The 16,552-nt window shown below is 68.3% G+C and carries 16 protein-coding genes, 2 tRNA genes and 1 pseudogene; 3 read left to right on the forward strand and 16 right to left on the reverse strand.

Features of this window, described 5'->3' with window-relative positions; all coding sequences use genetic code 11:
* From AC5E6L_RS06375 to AC5E6L_RS06385, 3 genes are all read right to left on the reverse strand, one after another.
* The coding region (locus AC5E6L_RS06375; protein WP_491772041.1) for a protein-L-isoaspartate O-methyltransferase family protein at window positions 1-362 on the reverse strand (362 nt) is incomplete at its 3' end.
* Window positions 363-448: 86 nt separating this feature from the next.
* A tRNA-Cys gene (locus AC5E6L_RS06380) sits at window positions 449-522 on the reverse strand.
* Between the two features lie 88 nt (window positions 523-610).
* A complete protein-coding gene (locus AC5E6L_RS06385) occupies window positions 611-991 on the reverse strand; it encodes a hypothetical protein (protein WP_491230227.1) in 381 nt (126 codons plus the stop codon).
* Between the two features lie 176 nt (window positions 992-1,167).
* Here AC5E6L_RS06385 and AC5E6L_RS06390 point away from each other — a divergent pair.
* The 3 genes and pseudogenes from AC5E6L_RS06390 to AC5E6L_RS06400 all read left to right on the forward strand — a co-directional run.
* A tRNA-Asn gene (locus AC5E6L_RS06390) sits at window positions 1,168-1,242 on the forward strand.
* A gap of 175 nt (window positions 1,243-1,417) precedes the next feature.
* Window positions 1,418-1,615, forward strand: a complete 198-nt coding sequence (locus AC5E6L_RS06395) for a hypothetical protein (RefSeq protein WP_491230226.1) — start codon at window positions 1,418-1,420, stop codon at window positions 1,613-1,615.
* Window positions 1,616-1,742: 127 nt separating this feature from the next.
* Window positions 1,743-1,949, forward strand: a pseudogene (locus tag AC5E6L_RS06400) (IS3 family transposase); the annotation flags it as partial.
* Here AC5E6L_RS06400 and AC5E6L_RS06405 read toward each other — a convergent pair.
* From AC5E6L_RS06405 to AC5E6L_RS06465, 13 genes are all read right to left on the reverse strand, one after another.
* Entirely contained in the window at window positions 1,946-2,620 is a 675-nt protein-coding gene (locus tag AC5E6L_RS06405) for a protein-L-isoaspartate(D-aspartate) O-methyltransferase (RefSeq protein WP_491230225.1), read from the reverse strand. The pseudogene AC5E6L_RS06400 and the gene AC5E6L_RS06405 overlap by 4 nt on opposite strands.
* On the reverse strand, window positions 2,617-3,375 hold the full coding sequence (surE, locus tag AC5E6L_RS06410) for a 5'/3'-nucleotidase SurE (RefSeq protein WP_491772044.1): 759 nt from the start codon (window positions 3,373-3,375) through the stop codon (window positions 2,617-2,619). The genes AC5E6L_RS06405 and surE overlap by 4 nt, the downstream gene beginning before the upstream one ends.
* A 96-nt stretch (window positions 3,376-3,471) precedes the next feature.
* On the reverse strand, window positions 3,472-4,782 hold the full coding sequence (serS, locus tag AC5E6L_RS06415; RefSeq protein ID WP_491230041.1) for a serine--tRNA ligase: 1,311 nt from the start codon (window positions 4,780-4,782) through the stop codon (window positions 3,472-3,474).
* Window positions 4,783-4,857: 75 nt separating this feature from the next.
* Window positions 4,858-5,667, reverse strand: coding sequence for a twin-arginine translocase subunit TatC (tatC, locus tag AC5E6L_RS06420; protein WP_491772046.1), 810 nt, complete (start codon window positions 5,665-5,667; stop codon window positions 4,858-4,860).
* 23 nt (window positions 5,668-5,690) lie between these two features.
* Window positions 5,691-6,374 carry a Sec-independent protein translocase protein TatB gene (tatB, locus tag AC5E6L_RS06425; protein WP_491772048.1) on the reverse strand — a complete coding sequence of 228 codons (684 nt, stop codon included), beginning with the start codon at window positions 6,372-6,374 and terminating at the stop codon, window positions 5,691-5,693.
* A 41-nt stretch (window positions 6,375-6,415) separates the two neighbouring features.
* Window positions 6,416-6,655: a twin-arginine translocase TatA/TatE family subunit gene (locus AC5E6L_RS06430; protein WP_491230044.1), complete on the reverse strand. Its 240-nt coding sequence runs from the start codon at window positions 6,653-6,655 to the stop codon at window positions 6,416-6,418.
* 31 nt (window positions 6,656-6,686) lie between these two features.
* Window positions 6,687-7,802: an ABC transporter ATP-binding protein gene (locus tag AC5E6L_RS06435; protein WP_491772050.1), complete on the reverse strand. Its 1,116-nt coding sequence runs from the start codon at window positions 7,800-7,802 to the stop codon at window positions 6,687-6,689.
* Window positions 7,803-7,884: 82 nt separating this feature from the next.
* Window positions 7,885-8,538 (reverse strand): SMC-Scp complex subunit ScpB, encoded by a 654-nt coding sequence (gene scpB, locus AC5E6L_RS06440; RefSeq protein ID WP_491230047.1) that lies wholly within the window; start codon window positions 8,536-8,538, stop codon window positions 7,885-7,887.
* Window positions 8,539-8,657: 119 nt separating this feature from the next.
* On the reverse strand, window positions 8,658-9,473 hold the full coding sequence (locus AC5E6L_RS06445) for a segregation and condensation protein A (RefSeq protein WP_491772052.1): 816 nt from the start codon (window positions 9,471-9,473) through the stop codon (window positions 8,658-8,660).
* Window positions 9,474-9,559: 86 nt separating this feature from the next.
* Window positions 9,560-10,579: a beta-N-acetylhexosaminidase gene (nagZ, locus tag AC5E6L_RS06450; protein WP_491772054.1), complete on the reverse strand. Its 1,020-nt coding sequence runs from the start codon at window positions 10,577-10,579 to the stop codon at window positions 9,560-9,562.
* Window positions 10,580-10,651: 72 nt separating this feature from the next.
* A complete protein-coding gene (locus tag AC5E6L_RS06455) occupies window positions 10,652-13,258 on the reverse strand; it encodes an SPOR domain-containing protein (protein WP_491772056.1) in 2,607 nt (868 codons plus the stop codon).
* A gap of 95 nt (window positions 13,259-13,353) precedes the next feature.
* Complete coding sequence (argS, locus tag AC5E6L_RS06460) at window positions 13,354-15,099, reverse strand: arginine--tRNA ligase (RefSeq protein WP_491772058.1); 1,746 nt, start codon at window positions 15,097-15,099, stop codon at window positions 13,354-13,356.
* Between the two features lie 66 nt (window positions 15,100-15,165).
* Window positions 15,166-16,386, reverse strand: a complete 1,221-nt coding sequence (locus AC5E6L_RS06465) for a deoxyguanosinetriphosphate triphosphohydrolase (protein WP_491772065.1) — start codon at window positions 16,384-16,386, stop codon at window positions 15,166-15,168.
* Window positions 16,387-16,552: the final 166 nt, after the last annotated feature.

The raw sequence follows: 16,552 nt of genomic DNA on the forward strand, positions 1-16,552 counted from the left end.
GCACGCGCGGCAAGCGCCTCATCGCTTTCGAGCGCGATGACCGCGCCGCCAAGCATCGACAGGATCGCCGAGGAATAGCCCATGCCGCAGCCGATATCGAGCACGAGGTCCGAGGTTTCGATTTCGGCAAGTTGGGCCAGTCTGGCGAAGGGGGCCGGCTCGACCAGGTAGCGTGGCGCGCCGGCATCGTCGTTGAGCAGGATGTCGTCATCGATGTAGGCGAACGGCCGGGCGGCGGCGGGCACGAACAATTCGCGCGGAACGCGGAGCATGGCCTCGATGATGGCGATGTCGGTGACATCGCTCGTGCGCACCTGGCTGTCGACCATCGCCCGCCGCAGTTCGGTGAAATCGTGGCCCATGATCGTCATCCTGCCCGTTGCCGCTTGATACGCGATGTGCCCAACGTCGCAGAACCGGCGGCGGAATCAGCGCTTGGCGCCGGGTATGGAGGCCTCGCCCGGAATCGAACCGGGGTGAAAGGATTTGCAGTCCTCTGCGTAACCACTCCGCCACGAGGCCAGGCCGTGCGCGCATCGCGGGCTGTGTTAACAGAGCGCCTTTGCGGCGACAAGCGACCTTTGTCGCAAAGCGCACGCAAAACCCCGCGTCAATCCGCCGGCCGGTGGGATCGGCCTTGCCGGCCGTTCGGACGGGTCTTGCGCGCCCGCCGGACCGCGAGGCGACGCCTGAGCCGGCGCAACGGGTGCAGTTCGTGCGACAGGATGAACAGGCCAAGCGGAATCATCCACAAGCCCAGGATCGGCAGGAAGCCGAAAAGGCCCAGCACGGTCAGCGCCGAGCCCAGCGCCAGGCGGGCACGCCGGGAGCCGGGCTTGGGGAATTCGCGTCCGAACAGCCGGTAGGTCGGCCTTGCGTCCCCATTGAGCGGTGACGGGCCATCCGCCTCCGGCCGACCAGGCCCGGCCCGCCGGTCCCGCAGCTCGCCCGGCCCGTGCCGTTCGATGGAGCCGCCCTGCTGCTGGTCCATAGGCCTTGTCCGTTTCCGGCGGGCCGATGCCGCCGCTCGACGCAGACGTGAGAAGCGCGCGGGCCGACGTCAAGGGGACGCGAGCCGAAAAAAGGCCAAGACCGCGCGGAAGGCCGCGTCTTTACCCCTTTTCAACACCATCGTGCGTTTGCTATAGGCCGCCGGTGTTCGAGTTTTCCCCAGTAGCTCAGCGGTAGAGCGCTCGACTGTTAATCGATCGGTCGCAAGTTCGAATCTTGCCTGGGGAGCCACTTTTAGCGTCCAAGACTTTGAAAAGTAACAGCTTTATGTGTTGTGCGAGACGTTTCACATAAAGCTGTTCATAACGGTGTCGAACGCCGTTCGCACGTCATGTTGCAACAGGCTGCCATTGATTTTCAATGGTTTTCTGCAAGGCTCGGCTCCTCCACGCGACAAGGATGCAACATGACGGCAGACAACGAACACATAACGGTACTCAAGAAAATGAAGGAGGCGATGGTGGCGAACCGGCGCAAATTCGCTGCCCAAAGCAACGTGGACGAGGTCATCGACTATCAGGTCAAAATCGAAACTATCCAGCGAGCGATTGACGACGAACAGAGATTGCAGGGTCCGCCTACCGCGAAATTCGGAACGTACTGAGCATGTCGGTTGAGCTGGCTTCGTCGCCCTATATGTAGCCGTGACCATACTCCGAGGACAGTTGCTCAAGGCGACACGAGTCCGGCGCAACCGGACCATCAAGGGCATGCCCCGAACTTGATCTGGAGACGTGACCGTCAAACGCTTCCACTACGACGATCAAGACCAATTGCGCCGGCACCTTCAGGACTTCATCAACGCATATAACTTTGGGCGAAGACTGAAGACACTGAAGGGGCTCACACCCTACGAGTTCATCTGCAAGGAGTGGACAAGCGAACCCGAACGATTCGGACTCAATCCAACCAATCAAATGCCGAGACCGAACATCTAAAGCGCGCGCGCCACGCCGGCCGCGATCGGCTGGGCGCGGATCGTGCCGATGTCCTCGCGGTCGAACCGGTTGCCGACCTTGGTCAGCCGGACGAGCGTTTGCGGCCGGCCGGCCTCGCCGACCGGGCACACCAGCACGCCGCCCGAGACCAGCAGGTCGCCGAAGTCGCGCGGGACGGCGCCGAAGGCCGGCCAGACGAGGATGCGGTCGAACGGTCCCTCGACGCTGCCCCGGGCGCCGTCGCCATGGCTCGCGATCACATTGTCGCGCTTGAGCGCCCGCAGGCGGGCCTGGGCGGCCCGGTGCAGCCGTCCGAACCGCTCGACCGTGTAGACGCGCCTGGCGGCAAGGCCCATCACGGCCGCCGCGTAGCCGGACCCGGTTCCGATCTCCAGCACCCGCTGGTCGGCATCCAGCGAAAGCGCCGACAGGATAAGCGCCTGCCGGTCGAGCCCCTCGATCACCTCGCCGCAGTCGATCGGGATCGTCCGGCTCGACCAGGCCGCGCCATGATATTGCGGATCGACGAAACCGCGGCGCGGGGTCGCCTCGATCGCCTCGATCAGCCGCTTGTCGTCGATCCCGGCCGCGCGCATGCGCAACAAAAACGCCGCGAACCCCTCGCGATCGACCGCCGACGGGCTCGCCGAGATCGCCAGCGCCGCGTTCATGCGATGGCGTCCTCAAGCCGCGCCTTGAGTTCGTGGGCGGTCAGGTCCAGCTTCAGCGGCGTGACCGCGATCCGCCCCTCGCGCAGCACCGCGACGTCCGTCTTGTCCCTGGCCTCGACCGGCGAGCGGCCGAAGCGCATCCAGAAATAGGGAAAGCCGCGCCCGTCGCGCCGCTCTTCCATGAACAGGCCGTGCAGCAGCTTGCCCTGTTCGGCCACGGCGACGCCCCTGACCTCGTCCGCCGGGCAGTTGGGGAAGTTGACGTTGAGGAACGTGCCCTCGGGCATGTCCGTTGCGATCAGCTTTTCGATCAGCGGCGGCGCGTGGGCTTCGGCCACCGACCAGGGCACGAAACGGCGATTGTCGGAGAAATTGTAGGCCTGGCTCAGCGCGATCGACCGGATGCCGAGCAGCGTGCCTTCCATGGCGCCGGCGACCGTGCCCGAATAGGTGATGTCGTCGGCGATGTTCTGGCCCGAATTGACGCCCGAAAGCACCAGGTCCGGCCGCTCGGGCATGACATGGGTCACCGCCATGATCACGCAGTCGGTCGGCGTGCCGCGCAGCGCGAAGCGCCGCGCGTCGATCTCGCGCAGGCGCAGCGGATCGTTGAGCGTCAGCGAGTGCGCAAGGCCGGACTGGTCGGTTTCGGGCGCGACCACCCAGATATCGTCCGACAGCGTCCGCGCGATGCGTTCGAGGGCGCCAAGACCCTCGGCATGGATGCCGTCATCATTGGTCAGAAGGATGCGCATTTCACGTCCCGAAGAAGCAGGGTTGTTTTGCGAAGACAAAAGGTCTGGCCCCCTCTGTCGGCCCCGCCGACGGAGGGGAGTGAGGGGATTGCCACCTCAGACATGGGGTGCCCCGATCACGTCGATCCCGCCCATATAGGGCTTGAGCGCGGCGGGCACGGCGATCGAGCCGTCGGCCCGCTGATAGGTTTCCATCACCGCGATCAGCGCCCGGCCCATCGCCGTGCCGGAACCGTTCAGCGTGTGCACGAAGCGGGTCTGCCTTTCGCCCCCGGACCTTTGTCCGGGGCGGGCCGCGACGCGGTAGCGGGCGTTCATGCGCCGCCCCTGGAAGTCGCCGCACACCGAGCAGGAGGAGATTTCCCGATAGGCGCCCTGCCCCGGCAGCCAGACCTCGATATCATGCGTCTTTTGTGCGCCAAAACCCATATCGCCGGTGGACAGCACCATGGTACGGAAATGCAGGCCGAGGCGCTCAAGGATCGTCTCGGCGCAGCGTGTCATGCGTTCGAGTTCGTCGAGCGAGGCGTCCGCGTCGGTGATCGAGACCAGTTCGACCTTGTAGAACTGGTGCTGGCGCAGATAGCCGCGCGTGTCGCGGCCCGCCGAGCCGGCCTCCGACCGGAAGCAGGGCGTCAGCGCCGTGTAGCGCCGCGGCAGATCGGCATGATCGACGATCGTCTCGCGCACGATGTTGGTCAGCGGCACCTCGGCGGTGGGGATGAGCCAGTGATCGCCCGTCGTGCGGAACTGGTCCTCGGCGAACTTCGGCAACTGCCCGGTGCCGAACAGCGCCTCGTCGCGCACCAGAAGCGGCGGGCTGACCTCGGTATAGCCATGCTCGGTCGTGTGCGTGTCGAGCATGAACTGGCCGAGCGCCCGTTCGAGCCGCGCCAGCGCGCCGTTGAGCAGGGTGAAGCGCGCGCCGGACATCTTCGCGGCCGCCTCGAAATCCATCTGGCCGAGCGCCTCGCCCAGTTCGAAATGCTCCTTCGGCCTAAAGTCGAGCCGGCGCTTTTCGCCGAAGCGGCGGATTTCCACATTGGCGCTCTCGTCGGCGCCGACCGGCACATCGTCGAGCGGCACATTGGGAACGGCCGCCAGCGCGTCGCGCAATTGCGCGTCGAGGTCGCGCTCGATCTGCTCGGCCCCGGCCAGAAACGTCTTCAATTCGCCGACCTCGGCCTTCAGCGCCTCGGCCCTGTCGGTTTCGCCGGCGGCCATCGCCGCGCCGATCTGCTTGGAGGCCGCGTTGCGGCGCGCCTGCCCCTCCTGCACCTTGGCGACATGGGCGCGGCGCGCTTCGTCGAGCGCGATCAAGGAGGCCGATCCCGGTGACGCGCCGCGTTTTTTCAGCGCCGCGTCGAGCGCGTCGGGATTGTCCCTGATCCAGCGAATGTCGAGCATGGGAATCCGTCCTGATCCGAACCGCCCGGTGCATCGCGGAAAGACGAGGCAAGGTCAAGATTTGTGGGGATAAATCTAAGGCCCCGCCGGTTTGACTTCTTCGGCCTCATCCTCCTCGTCGCCATATTCGGAGGGTGGCGGCTGGAAGCGGCGCGCCATGTAGATCGACAGTTCGTAGAGCAGGATCGTCGGGATCGCCAGGCCGAGCTGGGTCATCGGGTCCGGCGGCGTCAGGATCGCCGCCGTCACGAAGGCGATGACGATGGCGTATTTGCGCTTGGAGGCCAGGCCCTCGGGCGTCACGAGCCCCGCGCGCGACATCAGCGTCAACGCGACCGGCAGCTGGAACACCAGCCCGAAGGCGAAGATCAGCGTCATGATCAGCGACAGATATTCGGACACGCGCGGCAGGTGCTGGATCGAGGCGAGCCCCTGCCCGCCGGTCTGCTCCAGCGACAGGAAGAACCACATCGCCATGGGGATGATGAAGAAATAGACGAGCGCCGCGCCCACCAGGAACAGGATCGGCGTTGCGGCCAGAAACGGCAGGAAGGCATGCCGCTCGTTCGAATAGAGCCCCGGCGCGATGAACAGGTAAAGCTGCGTGGCGATCAGCGGAAAAGCCAGCACCAGCCCGCCAAACGCGCCGATCTTGATCTGTGTGAAGAAGAATTCCTGCGGCGCGGTATAGATGAACTGCACGTCGTCGGCGGTCATGCCGTGCCAGTCGACGGCCCACTGGAAGGGCACCACGAGCAGGTTGAAGATCGGCGTGGCGAAGGCGAACGAGACGATGAAGCCGGCCAGAAAGCCGCCCACGCACCAGATCAGCCGGCGCCGCAGCTCGGTCAGATGCTCCATGAGCGGCGCGGCGCTCGCTTCCATCCGAGCCTCCTCGTCCGCCCGGCTCACTGGCCTTCACCCTCGGCGGCTGTGCCGGCCTTGGCCGGCTTGCGGCGCGCCGCCGGCCTTGCGGCGGCCTTGCGCCCGGCTGCGGCCTTCGGCTTCGCCTTGGCGGGCGCCCTGGATTCGGGCTTTGCGCGCGGCGCGGCCCCGGTGTCGGGCGCGTCCCCGGCGTCGTCCGTCTTTGCCTTGGCTGCCCGTGTCTTGGCTGCCTTCGTCTTGGCTCCTTGCGTCCTGTCCCCTTGCGTCTTGGCCGAAGCGGCGGCCGGCTTGAGCGAGGCGCCGCCCTTGCGCCCGGTCGCCTGCGCCGCGCGGGCCTTCGCCCCGGCCGCGTCGAGCCCTGCTTGCGGCGGGCTCTTGGGCAGTTCGGGCAGTCTGGTGTCGCCCATCGCCTTCTTCATGTCGGCATCGATCTCGCGGCCGGCTTCGGCCAGCGGATCGAGCGCGTCCTTGATCTGCCGGCGCGGATCAAGCGATCGCACATCGTCGGCGAGCCGGCGCACATCGTCCAGTTCGGCTTCCCTGAGCGCATCGTCGAACTGTTTGCGGAAATCGCCGGCCATGCGGCGCACGGACGTCATCGTGCGGCCGAAACCGCGCAGCACCTTGGGCAGGTCCTTCGGCCCGATCACGACGATCAGGACAATGGAAATGACGAGCAGTTCGGTCCAGCCGAAATCGGGGAGCATCGATCAGATAACCTTGCGCGCGGACGAAAGCCGCGTGACCGTCAGCCCTTCTTGACGGCGTCGTTGACGGTCTCGACGGTTTCCTCCGCCTTGTGCTCGACGGTCCTGACGGTGTCCCCGGCCGCGTCCTGAGCCTCTTCGGCCTCGTCCTTCATGCCCTTGCGGAAGTTGCGGATACCCTTGGCGACATCGCCCATCAGTTCGGGAATCTTGCCGCGCCCGAACAGCAAAAGCACGATGACGAGCACGATGATCCATTGCCAGATGCCGAAAGTGCCCATGAAAACTCTCCCTGATGGCCTCTGCGTCCACTTAAGCGCTTTCGGACGCGCTTTCAAACAGCAATATGTCGCCGGGGCGCACCGAGACGACGACATCGCGCGCATCGCGCGCCAGTTCGCCGGCGCGAATGCGCGCCCGCACCGGTGTCGCCGCGCCATCGACGGCGAGCCAGACCTGCTCGGACACGCCCAGGAAACGGCGCGCCGTGACACGGCCGAGCACCGCGCCGGCCGGCGCCGGCCCGTCCGGACAGGCCGCGACATCGACCCCGGCTATGCGCACCGCGGCGGTCACCGGAACGCCGTCGGCGAAGCGGCCGGCGGCAAAGCGCCCCAGCGGGGTGTCGACCGCCGCGCCCGAAACGCGCGCCTCGAACGTGTTCAATTCGGAAAAGAACCCGGCGACGAACAGGCTGGCCGGATCGTTGTAGATGGCCTCGGCCGTGCCGGCCTGCACGACCCGGCCGCCATCGATAAGCGCGATGCGGTCGCCAAGGCGCATCGCCTCCTCGGCGTCGTGGGTCACGACGATCGTGGTCGCGCGCATCTCGCGCAAAATGGCCAGCGTTTCGGCGCGCACGGAGTCCTTGAGGCGCGTGTCGAGGCCCGAAAAGGGCTCGTCCATCAGCATCACCGACGGCCGCGGCGCCAGCGCCCTGGCCAGCGCCACGCGCTGCTGCTCGCCGCCCGACAGCACGTCCGGATAGGAGTTTTCGTGGTGCGTCAGGCCCACCCGGTCGATCGCCGCCCGCGCCTCGCCGGCCGCCACGTCCGAGGCCATGTCGGTCAGGCCGAAACGGATGTTGCGCGCAACCGTCATGTGCGGGAACAGCGCGAAATCCTGGAACATCAGCCCGACCGAACGCGCCTCGGGCGCCTCGAAGCGATCCGGGCCGGCGATCTCGCGGCCGTTCATCAGGACGCGCCCCGCCGTCTGGCGTTCGAGCCCGGCCGCGACCCGCAGCAGCGAGGTCTTGCCCGAACCGGACGGACCCAGAAGGCACAGGATCTCGCCGGCCTTGACCGTCAGCGAGATGCCCTTGAGCGTGTGAACCGGCCCGTAATGCAGGTGCACGCCTTCAAACGTCAGTTCGGCTGCGAATGTAACGCCCGCGCGCGGCGGCGCCTTGGCCGGCGCTGAAGCCATCGGATTGCCCGTTCATGCGATCTTGTTGCAGGCGCATATGGCGCGTCTGCACGGCCGGCGAAAGACCCCGGCCGCGCGGCTGTCAATCATCGCCCGCCTTCGGTGTCAACAAGCCCAGTTCCTCAAGGTCGATGTCGGCGAGCGGCTCCTCATCGTCGGTGAGCCCGTCGGGGTCGGCCGAAGGGTTCGGCATGGCGAAATCCGGCGGCAGCCGCGACGACAAAAGCCCCGCCGCCTTCAACTCGTCCATGCCCGGCAGGTCGCGCAGTTCGCCAAGGCCGAAATGGTCGAGGAACGCCGTCGTCGTGCCGTAGGTGACGGGCCGGCCCGGCGTCTTGCGGCGCCCGCGCAGCTTGACCCAGCCGCTTTCGAGCAGCACGTCGAGCGTGCCCTTGGATGTCTCGACGCCGCGAATGTCCTCCATCTCGGCGCGCGTGACCGGCTGGTGATAGGCGATGATCGCCAGCACTTCGAGCGCGGCGCGCGACAGCCTGCGCTGCCGCACCTGCTCCCGGCTCATCAGGAAGCCGAGATCCGCGGCCGTCCGGAACGCCCAGGAATCGTCGATGCGCACCAGATTGACGCCTCGCTTTTCGTAAAAGGCGGCCAGATGCTCCATGACGGCGCGCACCGCAATTCCGTCTGGCAGCCGCTCGGCGAGCGCCCGCTCGGTGACGGGCCCGGCCGAGGCGAACACGAGCGCCTCGGCCATGCGCGCCGCCTCGGCCAGCGCCATGGGCGTCGCCGGATCGTCCCGGAGCGCATGCCCGTGCGCCGAAGCTTCGAAGGCATCGCCCAGAAGGTCCGTCAGGCGCCCTATATCCATGGCCTTTCGGCCCTCGTCGATCTCGTCGGTCACGGCGCGCCCTCCTTCATGGCGTCGGCACGGGCGATGGGCGCCCTTTTGGCGTCGCGCATCATGATCGGCGCGAACGGCCTGTCCTGACGGATGTCGATGACCCCCTCGCGCACCATTTCAAGGCTCGCCGCAAAGGCGCTGGCGACCGCCGTCTTCCGCTCGCCGGGCGCGGGGACGAACGCAAGCAGAAACGGGCCGAGCGGCGTCCAGTCGGACATGGTCCCGATCAGCCGGCCCAGTATGTCGCGCGCGTCCTTGAGCGACCAGACCGCGCGCTTTTCGACGTGAACCTCATTGTTGGCGTTGCGCTGGCGGGTGCCGCCATAGGCGGCGAGAAGGTCGTAAAGGCTCGCCTGGAACTCCGAGCGGCGCTCGACGATCACGGTCTCCGGCATGCCGCGCGCGAACGTGTCGCGGCCCAGCCGGTTGCCGTTGACGAGCCGCGCGGCCGCCTCGCGCATCGCCTCCAGCCGGCGCAGCCGGAACTGGAGGATCGCCGCCATTTCCTCGCCGGAAGGCTCGTCCCCGCCCTCGGGCTGCGGGATCAGGAGCCGCGACTTGAGATAGGCGAGCCATGCGGCCATGACCAGATAGTCCGCCGCAAGCTCGATGCGCAGCGCCCTGGCGCCTTCGATGAAGGCCAGATATTGCCGGGCCAGATCGAGGACCGATATCCGGGCCAGGTCGACCTTCTGGTCGCGCGCCAGATGCAAAAGCAGGTCGAGCGGACCTTCAAAGCCGTGCACGTCGACGACGAGCGAGGGCTCGCCCGCCCCTGGCCGGGGAGCGTTGTCCTGCCAGGCATGCTCCATCGGCACGGTCCGCGCGTGCCGCCGCTCCGCTCGTTTTGCCCTTGGCTTGCCCATTGAAAATGGCTCCCCTGGCTTGCCCGCGCCGTTCAGGCGACCAGCCGCTCGAACTCCGCGCGCAGGCCATCCGCAAGCGCCTTGCCGCCCGCCTGGCCGGCCATCGTCGTTGCGCGGCCGGCCCGGTCGAGCGCCCGCCCGGACAGGACCGGCACCACCTCGGCGACGGGCCGCATCTCGTCCATCAGGCCGTTGCAATGTAGAACGACATCGCAGCCCGCCGAAAGCGCGGCCCTCGCGCGCGCGGCGAAATCCCCAGAAAGCGCGCGCATCGAAAGATCGTCCGTCATCAAAAGGCCGTCAAAGCCGATGCGGGTCCGAACGACGTCACCGATCACCCGGGCCGAGGTCGTCGCGGGACCGTCCCTGTCGAGCGCGGTGTAGACGACATGGGCGGTCATCGCCAGGGGCATGTGCGCGAGCGCGGCGAACGGCGCAAAATCGACCCGCGCAAGCGTTTCGGCATCGGCGTCGACGACGGGCAGGGCCTTGTGGCTGTCGACCGCCGCCCGGCCATGGCCGGGGATGTGCTTGACGACCGGCAGGACGCCGCCTTCGAGCAGCCCTTCGGCGGCGGCCAGCCCCATCTCGGCGACGCTTGCGGGATCATGGCCGTAGGCGCGGTCGCCGATCACGCCATGGGCGCCGGGCACCGGCACGTCGAGCACCGGAAGGCAGTTGGCGGTGATGCCGAGCGGCAGGAGATCGGCGGCGTGCAGGCGGCTCATCAGACGCGCGGCGCGCAGGCCCGCCTTGCGGTCCTTGCGGTAGAGCGCGCCAAGGGCCGCCCCGGAGGGGTAGTCCAGCGCGACCGGCGCGCGAATGCGCTGCACGCGCCCGCCTTCCTGATCGATGAACACCGGCGCGCGGCGGCGGCCGACAAGCTGGCGGAACCGCGCGGTCAGATCGGCGATCTGGGCGGCCTCGCCGATGTTGCGGGCAAAAAGGATCAGGCCCCACGGGCGTTCGGCCGCAAGGAACGCCTCTTCGTCCGCCGTCAGCCGCGTGCCCGCGCAACCAAGGATCATCGCCTTCGATTCGGTCTCGGTCATGGCTCAGCTTAACTGTTAGCCCCGGAAACGAAAACGGGCGGCCGGGCCGCCCGCTCGATCCCGGTCCCGGCTCTACCGCGCAACGAAGCAGTTGCCGCCGGACGTCTTGATCCGGTTGCACAGACCGTTGGCGTCGTCGGCGCCGTCGGCGGCCACGCGGACGCGGTAGAAGGTGCCGCGCCCCTCGATCACCGCGCGCTGGATGATCAGGCCCCGGCCCGCGATCAGCGCGCCATATTGCTGCGACAGGCGCGTGGCGGTGGTCCGCGCCGCCTCTTCGGAGGGCAGCGCCGCAAGCTGGACGGCAAAGCCGTCGCTGCCGCTCCCCGCCACCGTCGGCGCGGGCGTCGCGGGGGCTTGCGCGGCCTGCGGGGTCCGGTCGACAGCGTTGGCGGGCCGGTCCGCCGGCCGCTCGGCAATCACGGCGGGCGTCGCGGTCGTCGTCTGAACGCGCCGCGCGATGGCAGGAGAAGCCGCCGCGGCGGCCTGCGCGGCTCCGCCGTTCGCATCCGTTTCGGCCGTCGGTGCCGGAGCGGGCGGCTGGTCGGCCGTGGCGTCCGCCCTCTCCGGCCGGGCCGGAAGCGCCGCCGCGTCATCGCCCGTGCCGGCGGCTCCGGAATCGACAGGCAGGCCGGCCACGGTCTCGGGCTCGCCGACGACCGGCGCCTCGCCCTCGGAAGCGGAGGCGACGACCGCTCCCCCGGTGGGCGGCGCGCTTGCGGCCTGGGCGGCCGGCGTCTCGGCGGAAACCGCGGGGTCGGGCGCGGGCGGGCGCTCCTCCAAGGTGCCGTCCGGCCGCACGATCAGCGTGCGCACGCGACGCGGGGCGATCGGCGCGATGGCGGGCTCGGCCTGCGCCTGCGTGTCGCCGGCGGTGAGGCGGTCCTCGGACTTCTCGCCGGCGGCGACCGTCGACGGCAGGGCATCGGCCGGCGCGGTTGCGATGTCGACCGGCTCCTCGGCGGTCGAGACCAGGCTTTCCTGCCGGGGCGCGGCGCCGTCACGGTCGGCGAACACGGCCCGGTCCTGGTTGGGCACGGTCGTGCCGCCCGGATCGTCCGGCTCGACCTTGACGGGATCGGAATCGGCCTCGACCAGCACGGGCCCCTCGTCGACGGCGCCCTGGCCGCCAACGAGGGCGAACACGCCGCCGATACCGGCAACGGCAAGGCCGGCGACGAACACACCGACCAGCATCGCCCGGCGGGTCGGCCTGGATCTCTGGGGAGCCACCTGTTCGGCGGTTTCGCCGGGCGTTTCAAGGTCGAGCCCGCCCTGACCGTCCTCCTGGCGCGCCGCGTTGAGATCGTGACCGACAAACTCCATGCCGCGCGCCAGCTCGGCCTCGAACCCGGCCACGTCCAGACCGTGTATCGCAGGTTCGGCATCGGCCGGCCGGGCAGGACGTCTGTAGGGATCGTCGTCGAGCGCATTCGCCAGCTCGTCCTCCAGGTCGGCGAATGCCAGCTCGTCGATCCCCGAGCCGGTCTGCGGCTCCAGCTCCGGCACGTCGAACTCAACGGGTGCGACGCCCTCAAATCCCGACATGTCGACCGTATCGAGCGGCGGCGGCGCCGTGTCGGAAAGGTGGCGCAAATCGGTTTCGGGCCGCGCGGACGCCTCGAAATCGGGCAGATCCTGCTCAAGCGCCATCTGGAAGTCGGCTTCCATATCCTCGAACGAACGCGCCTGCGATGACGTCGAGGGGGCAGAGGCGGAGGGGCGGTCGGCATCGTCGCCCTGCTGGAGCCCCATGATCACGGCGAGTTCGTCGAAAGGGTCGAGTTGCAGCGCACCGTCGTCCGCGGCATCGCGTTCGGCCTCGCCGGCAGGGACCATCGCGCCGGCCGATCCGGCATCGTGACGGGCAGGCTCGGCAGCCCGCCCTTCGAAAGGCGTCGCGCCCGAGGCCAGATCGTCGCCGAACGCGGCAGCCATCTCGGCTTCAAGTGCGTGGTCGGCGCCCGGCGCGGCATCGGCCTGCGGTGCGGGCTCGTCGACGGCCGGCGCCCAGAGCGGCGCGGAGGCGACCGGCGTGGCCCTTGAAAAGACCGGTGCCGCGGGAGCCTGTTGGGATCGCGGTTCGGAAACAGGATCGGCCGCAGCGGCGAACGCCCCATCGTCGGACGGCACCGTCCGATCGACGCGCACCTGCCGGTCCGCGCCATCGTCGCCGGCGGCCAAAGCCTGCTCGATGGCCGCCAGATCGCCGGAAAGGGAGTGGTCCCGGTCTCCGGCGGGCGATCCGAACTCGGCGGCATCGGGCACCATGGATCGGACGGGACCGTCCGTGTCGGCGGCAGCCTCGCCGAGCATGCGCGCCAGTTCGTCCTCAAGCGAGGCTGTCCCGCCGCCCCCGCTCGGCCGCGGGGCCTGGCGCGAGGGCAGAAAGGCGGTGACCTGGGAGAGGGCACCGGCATCGTCCGGTGCTGGTGCGGGCCGCGCATTCGCCCCTTCGGCCGTCGGAACGACCGGCGGCAGCGCCAATTCGGCCTCCAGCGCCTCTTCGAGATCGATTTGCCGATCGGCGATGCCCGGCGCCGCATCCGCCCCCGGCGCGATCGCATGGTCCAGATCGGCGATCAGTGACAGTTCCATGAGCGGATCGCCCGCGGCGGCTGCCTCATGTTCGTCGCGATCGGTCGGAAGAACGGGCTTGCGATCGGCATTGTCGGCCATGATGGCGATCCTACTCTTACCCGGCAGGCCAGGCAAACGCCCCGCCCGCATTCAACGCTCCTGCCAGTGTAATATGGGCAAAACGTGGCTCGCGATCAGCGCATCTCCTCGGGCGCATCCACGCCAAGGATCGCAAGCCCAGATTGCAGAACGAACAGGACACCCTGCACGAGGCCCAGCCTGGCTTGCGTCAATTGTCGGTCGTTAACCTTAACAAAGCGTAAGGCGGGCTGGCCCGTGCCCCGGTTCCAGTGGGCATGCAGCGCGCTGGCGAGCTCGTACAAGTAAAAAGCGATCCGGTGCGGCTCGCGCGCGCCGGCGGCCGCCTCGATCACGCGCGGATATTCGGTCAGCTTGCGGATCAGCGCGATCTCGCCCGGATCGTCGAGCAGGCGCAGCGCGTCCGGGTCCGGCGCGATATCGCCGAACCGCTCGCGCGCCTGCCGGAAGACCGAATGGCACCGGGCCGAGGCATATTGCACGTAGAACACCGGATTGTCTCGGGACTGTTCGGTGACCTTGTCGAAGTCGAAATCGAGCGGCTCGGAGGCCTTGCGGTAGATCATCATGAAGCGCACCGCGTCGCGCCCCACCTCATCGACCACATCGCGCAACGTCACGAACCGGCCCGAGCGCTTGGACATCTTGACCGGCTCGCCCGCCTTGTAGAGCTTGACGAGCTGCGTCAACAGCACCGTCAGCGTCGCCTTGCCGCCCGAGACCGCGCGCGCCAGCGCCTCCATGCGCTTGACATAGCCGCCATGGTCGGCGCCGAGCACGAAGATCATCTCGCCGAAGCCGCGCTCGAACTTGTCGACGAAATAGGCGACGTCGGCGGCGAAATAGGTGTAGCCGCCATCCGACTTGACGAGCGGCCGGTCGATGTCGTCGCCGACCTCGGTCGACTTGAAAAGCGTCTGCTCGCGGTCTTCCCAATCGTCGGGCAACTGCCCCTTGGGCGGCGGCAGCGTGCCCTTGTATACATGGCCCTTCATCGTCAGATCGTTGATCGCGGCGCGGATCCTGCGCGCCCCGTCCGCATGCAGCGCGCGCTCGGAGAAGAACACATCGTGACCCACGTTGAGCGCGGCGAGATCGTCCTTGATCGTCGCCAACATGGCGCCGATGGCCGCCTCGGTCGCGATCGTCAGCGCCCCGGCCTCGTCCATCGCCCTGAGCGCGTCGCCATGCTCCCCGGCCAGCGCGGCGCCGACCGGCTTGAGATAGTCGCCCGGATAGAGCCCCTCGGGGATCGGGCCGATATCCTCGCCCAGCGCCTCGCGATAGCGCAGAAGCGCCGAGCGGCCGAGCGCTGCGACCTGCGCGCCGGCATCGTTGATGTAATATTCCTTGGTCACGTCATGGCCCGCGAACGCGAGCAGATTGGCGAGCGTGTCGCCGACCACCGCGCCCCGGCAGTGGCCCACATGCATCGGACCGGTCGGGTTGGCCGAGACATATTCGACGTTGATCCTCATTGCGCGCCGGGCGGTGCCGCGCCCGTAATCGGCGCCCGCCGCCACGATCTCGGCCAGCCGCGCCGTCCAGAACCGGTTCGAAAGGCGCAGGTTGACGAAGCCCGGACCGGCCACCGCCGCCTCGCTCACATCTTCGTCCAAGGCCATGGCATCGGCGATCCTGCCGGCGAGCGCGCGGGGGGTCTCGCCCACCTTGCCGGCGATCACCATCGCCGCGTTGGTCGCCAGATCGCCATGGTCCGGATCGCGCGGCGGCTCGACATTCACCCGCGAAAGGTCGAATTCGCCCCCTTCGGCGCCGGCAAGGTCCATCTTTTTGACGGCATCGGTGATGCGGTCACGAAACAGGGCGAAGATGTTCATCAAGAGGTCCCGAAGAGGTCCCGAAAGTATCGGACCCGCGTTCGGGCGGGCCGGCCTGAGGGCTCGCTAACGCAAATCCGGAGTCCGGTCAAACAGGCGCCGATGCTCGGAAAGCGCGAACGTGTCGGTCATGCCGGCAATGTAGTCAGCGACCCGCACGGCCAGTTCCGCCTCGTCCATGCCGGCGACGTCCACGGCCCATTCGCGCCCCATCAGCCCGGGCGTCCCGATGAACCGCCGGTAGAGGTCGCGCACGACGTCCTCGGCCTGCGCGCGCACGCGCATGACGTCCGCGTGCCGGTAGAGATTGTCGAACAGGAAAGCCTTGAGCCCGGCCTCGCGGTCCGCCATCGGCGGCGAGAAGCGGACGACGGTCTCGCCGGCGCCGTGAATGTCTTCGAGCGAGCACGGAGCGATCCGGCCAAGCGTTGCGGCGGTGTGCGCGATGACATCCTCGACCATCGCCGTCATGACGCGGCGGGTCGTCTCGTGGGCGCGCCGCGCATCGTCAAGACCCCGATAACGATCATCGACCAGCGCCAGCGCCTCGCCCGCCAGGGGTGCATCGGCGAGCATCTCGAAGGTCAAAAGCCCCGACCGCAGGCCGTCATCGATATCGTGGGTGTCGTAGGCGATGTCGTCGGCGATCGCGGCCGCCTGCGCTTCCAGGCTCGCATGGCGTCCGATCTCAAGATCGTGCGTCGCCACATAGTCGGCGACCGCGCGCGGCAGGGGCTTGCCGCCAACGGGCTCGCCGGTGCGGCCATCGAGCACAGGGCCATTGTGCTTGACCAGGCCCTCCAGCGTCTCCCAGGTCAGGTTCAGCCCGTCGAACCCGGCATAGCGCCGTTCGAGCATGGTCACCACGCGCAGCGCCTGGGCATTGTGGTCGAAACCGCCATGGCCGGCCATCATCGCGTCCAGCACGTCCTCGCCGGTATGGCCGAACGGGGTGTGGCCGAAATCGTGCACCAGCGCGATCGCCTCGGCGAGATCGTCGTCGAGCCGGAAGGCCCGCGCGAGCGCCCGGGCGATCTGCGCCACCTCGATCGTATGCGTCAGGCGCGTGCGGTAGTGGTCGCCCTCGTGGCTGAAGAAGACCTGGGTCTTGTGCTTGAGCCGGCGGAACGCGGTCGAATGGACGATCCGGTCGCGGTCGCGCTGGAAGGGCGTGCGCGTCGGGCTTTCCGGTTCTGCCTTCAGTCGCCCGCGCGAACGCGCCGGATCGGCCGCGAACGGCGCCCGCACACCGAAACCATATCCGATATCGCCGAACCGGCCTGCCATGATCCGTCCCCGCTCCGCCTCAGCCATATTGACGCCGCCCGCGCCCGTCCATACCTTCGGGGCATGATTTACGAACCGGCGCGCGGCGCCGAAGGTGGACATGATGACCGCACACGACATGACCGCACACGACCAGACGATGACCGACCAGCAGGTCTCGGTGACC

It is taken from the genome of Roseitalea sp., from assembly GCF_984466335.1.

Coding starts and splice junctions, on each gene's coding strand:
- AC5E6L_RS06385 (WP_491230227.1), bottom strand. CDS start 991: ATGGACCAGCAGCAGGGCGGCTCCATCGAACGGCACGGGCCGGGCGAG.
- AC5E6L_RS06395 (WP_491230226.1), top strand. CDS start 1,418: ATGACGGCAGACAACGAACACATAACGGTACTCAAGAAAATGAAGGAG.
- AC5E6L_RS06405 (WP_491230225.1), bottom strand. CDS start 2,620: ATGAACGCGGCGCTGGCGATCTCGGCGAGCCCGTCGGCGGTCGATCGC.
- surE (WP_491772044.1), bottom strand. CDS start 3,375: ATGCGCATCCTTCTGACCAATGATGACGGCATCCATGCCGAGGGTCTT.
- serS (WP_491230041.1), bottom strand. CDS start 4,782: ATGCTCGACATTCGCTGGATCAGGGACAATCCCGACGCGCTCGACGCG.
- tatC (WP_491772046.1), bottom strand. CDS start 5,667: ATGGAAGCGAGCGCCGCGCCGCTCATGGAGCATCTGACCGAGCTGCGG.
- tatB (WP_491772048.1), bottom strand. CDS start 6,374: ATGCTCCCCGATTTCGGCTGGACCGAACTGCTCGTCATTTCCATTGTC.
- AC5E6L_RS06430 (WP_491230044.1), bottom strand. CDS start 6,655: ATGGGCACTTTCGGCATCTGGCAATGGATCATCGTGCTCGTCATCGTG.
- AC5E6L_RS06435 (WP_491772050.1), bottom strand. CDS start 7,802: ATGGCTTCAGCGCCGGCCAAGGCGCCGCCGCGCGCGGGCGTTACATTC.
- scpB (WP_491230047.1), bottom strand. CDS start 8,538: ATGGCGCTGGCCGAGGCGGCGCGCATGGCCGAGGCGCTCGTGTTCGCC.
- AC5E6L_RS06445 (WP_491772052.1), bottom strand. CDS start 9,473: ATGGAGCATGCCTGGCAGGACAACGCTCCCCGGCCAGGGGCGGGCGAG.
- nagZ (WP_491772054.1), bottom strand. CDS start 10,579: ATGACCGAGACCGAATCGAAGGCGATGATCCTTGGTTGCGCGGGCACG.
- AC5E6L_RS06455 (WP_491772056.1), bottom strand. CDS start 13,258: ATGGCCGACAATGCCGATCGCAAGCCCGTTCTTCCGACCGATCGCGAC.
- argS (WP_491772058.1), bottom strand. CDS start 15,099: ATGAACATCTTCGCCCTGTTTCGTGACCGCATCACCGATGCCGTCAAA.
- AC5E6L_RS06465 (WP_491772065.1), bottom strand. CDS start 16,386: ATGGCAGGCCGGTTCGGCGATATCGGATATGGTTTCGGTGTGCGGGCG.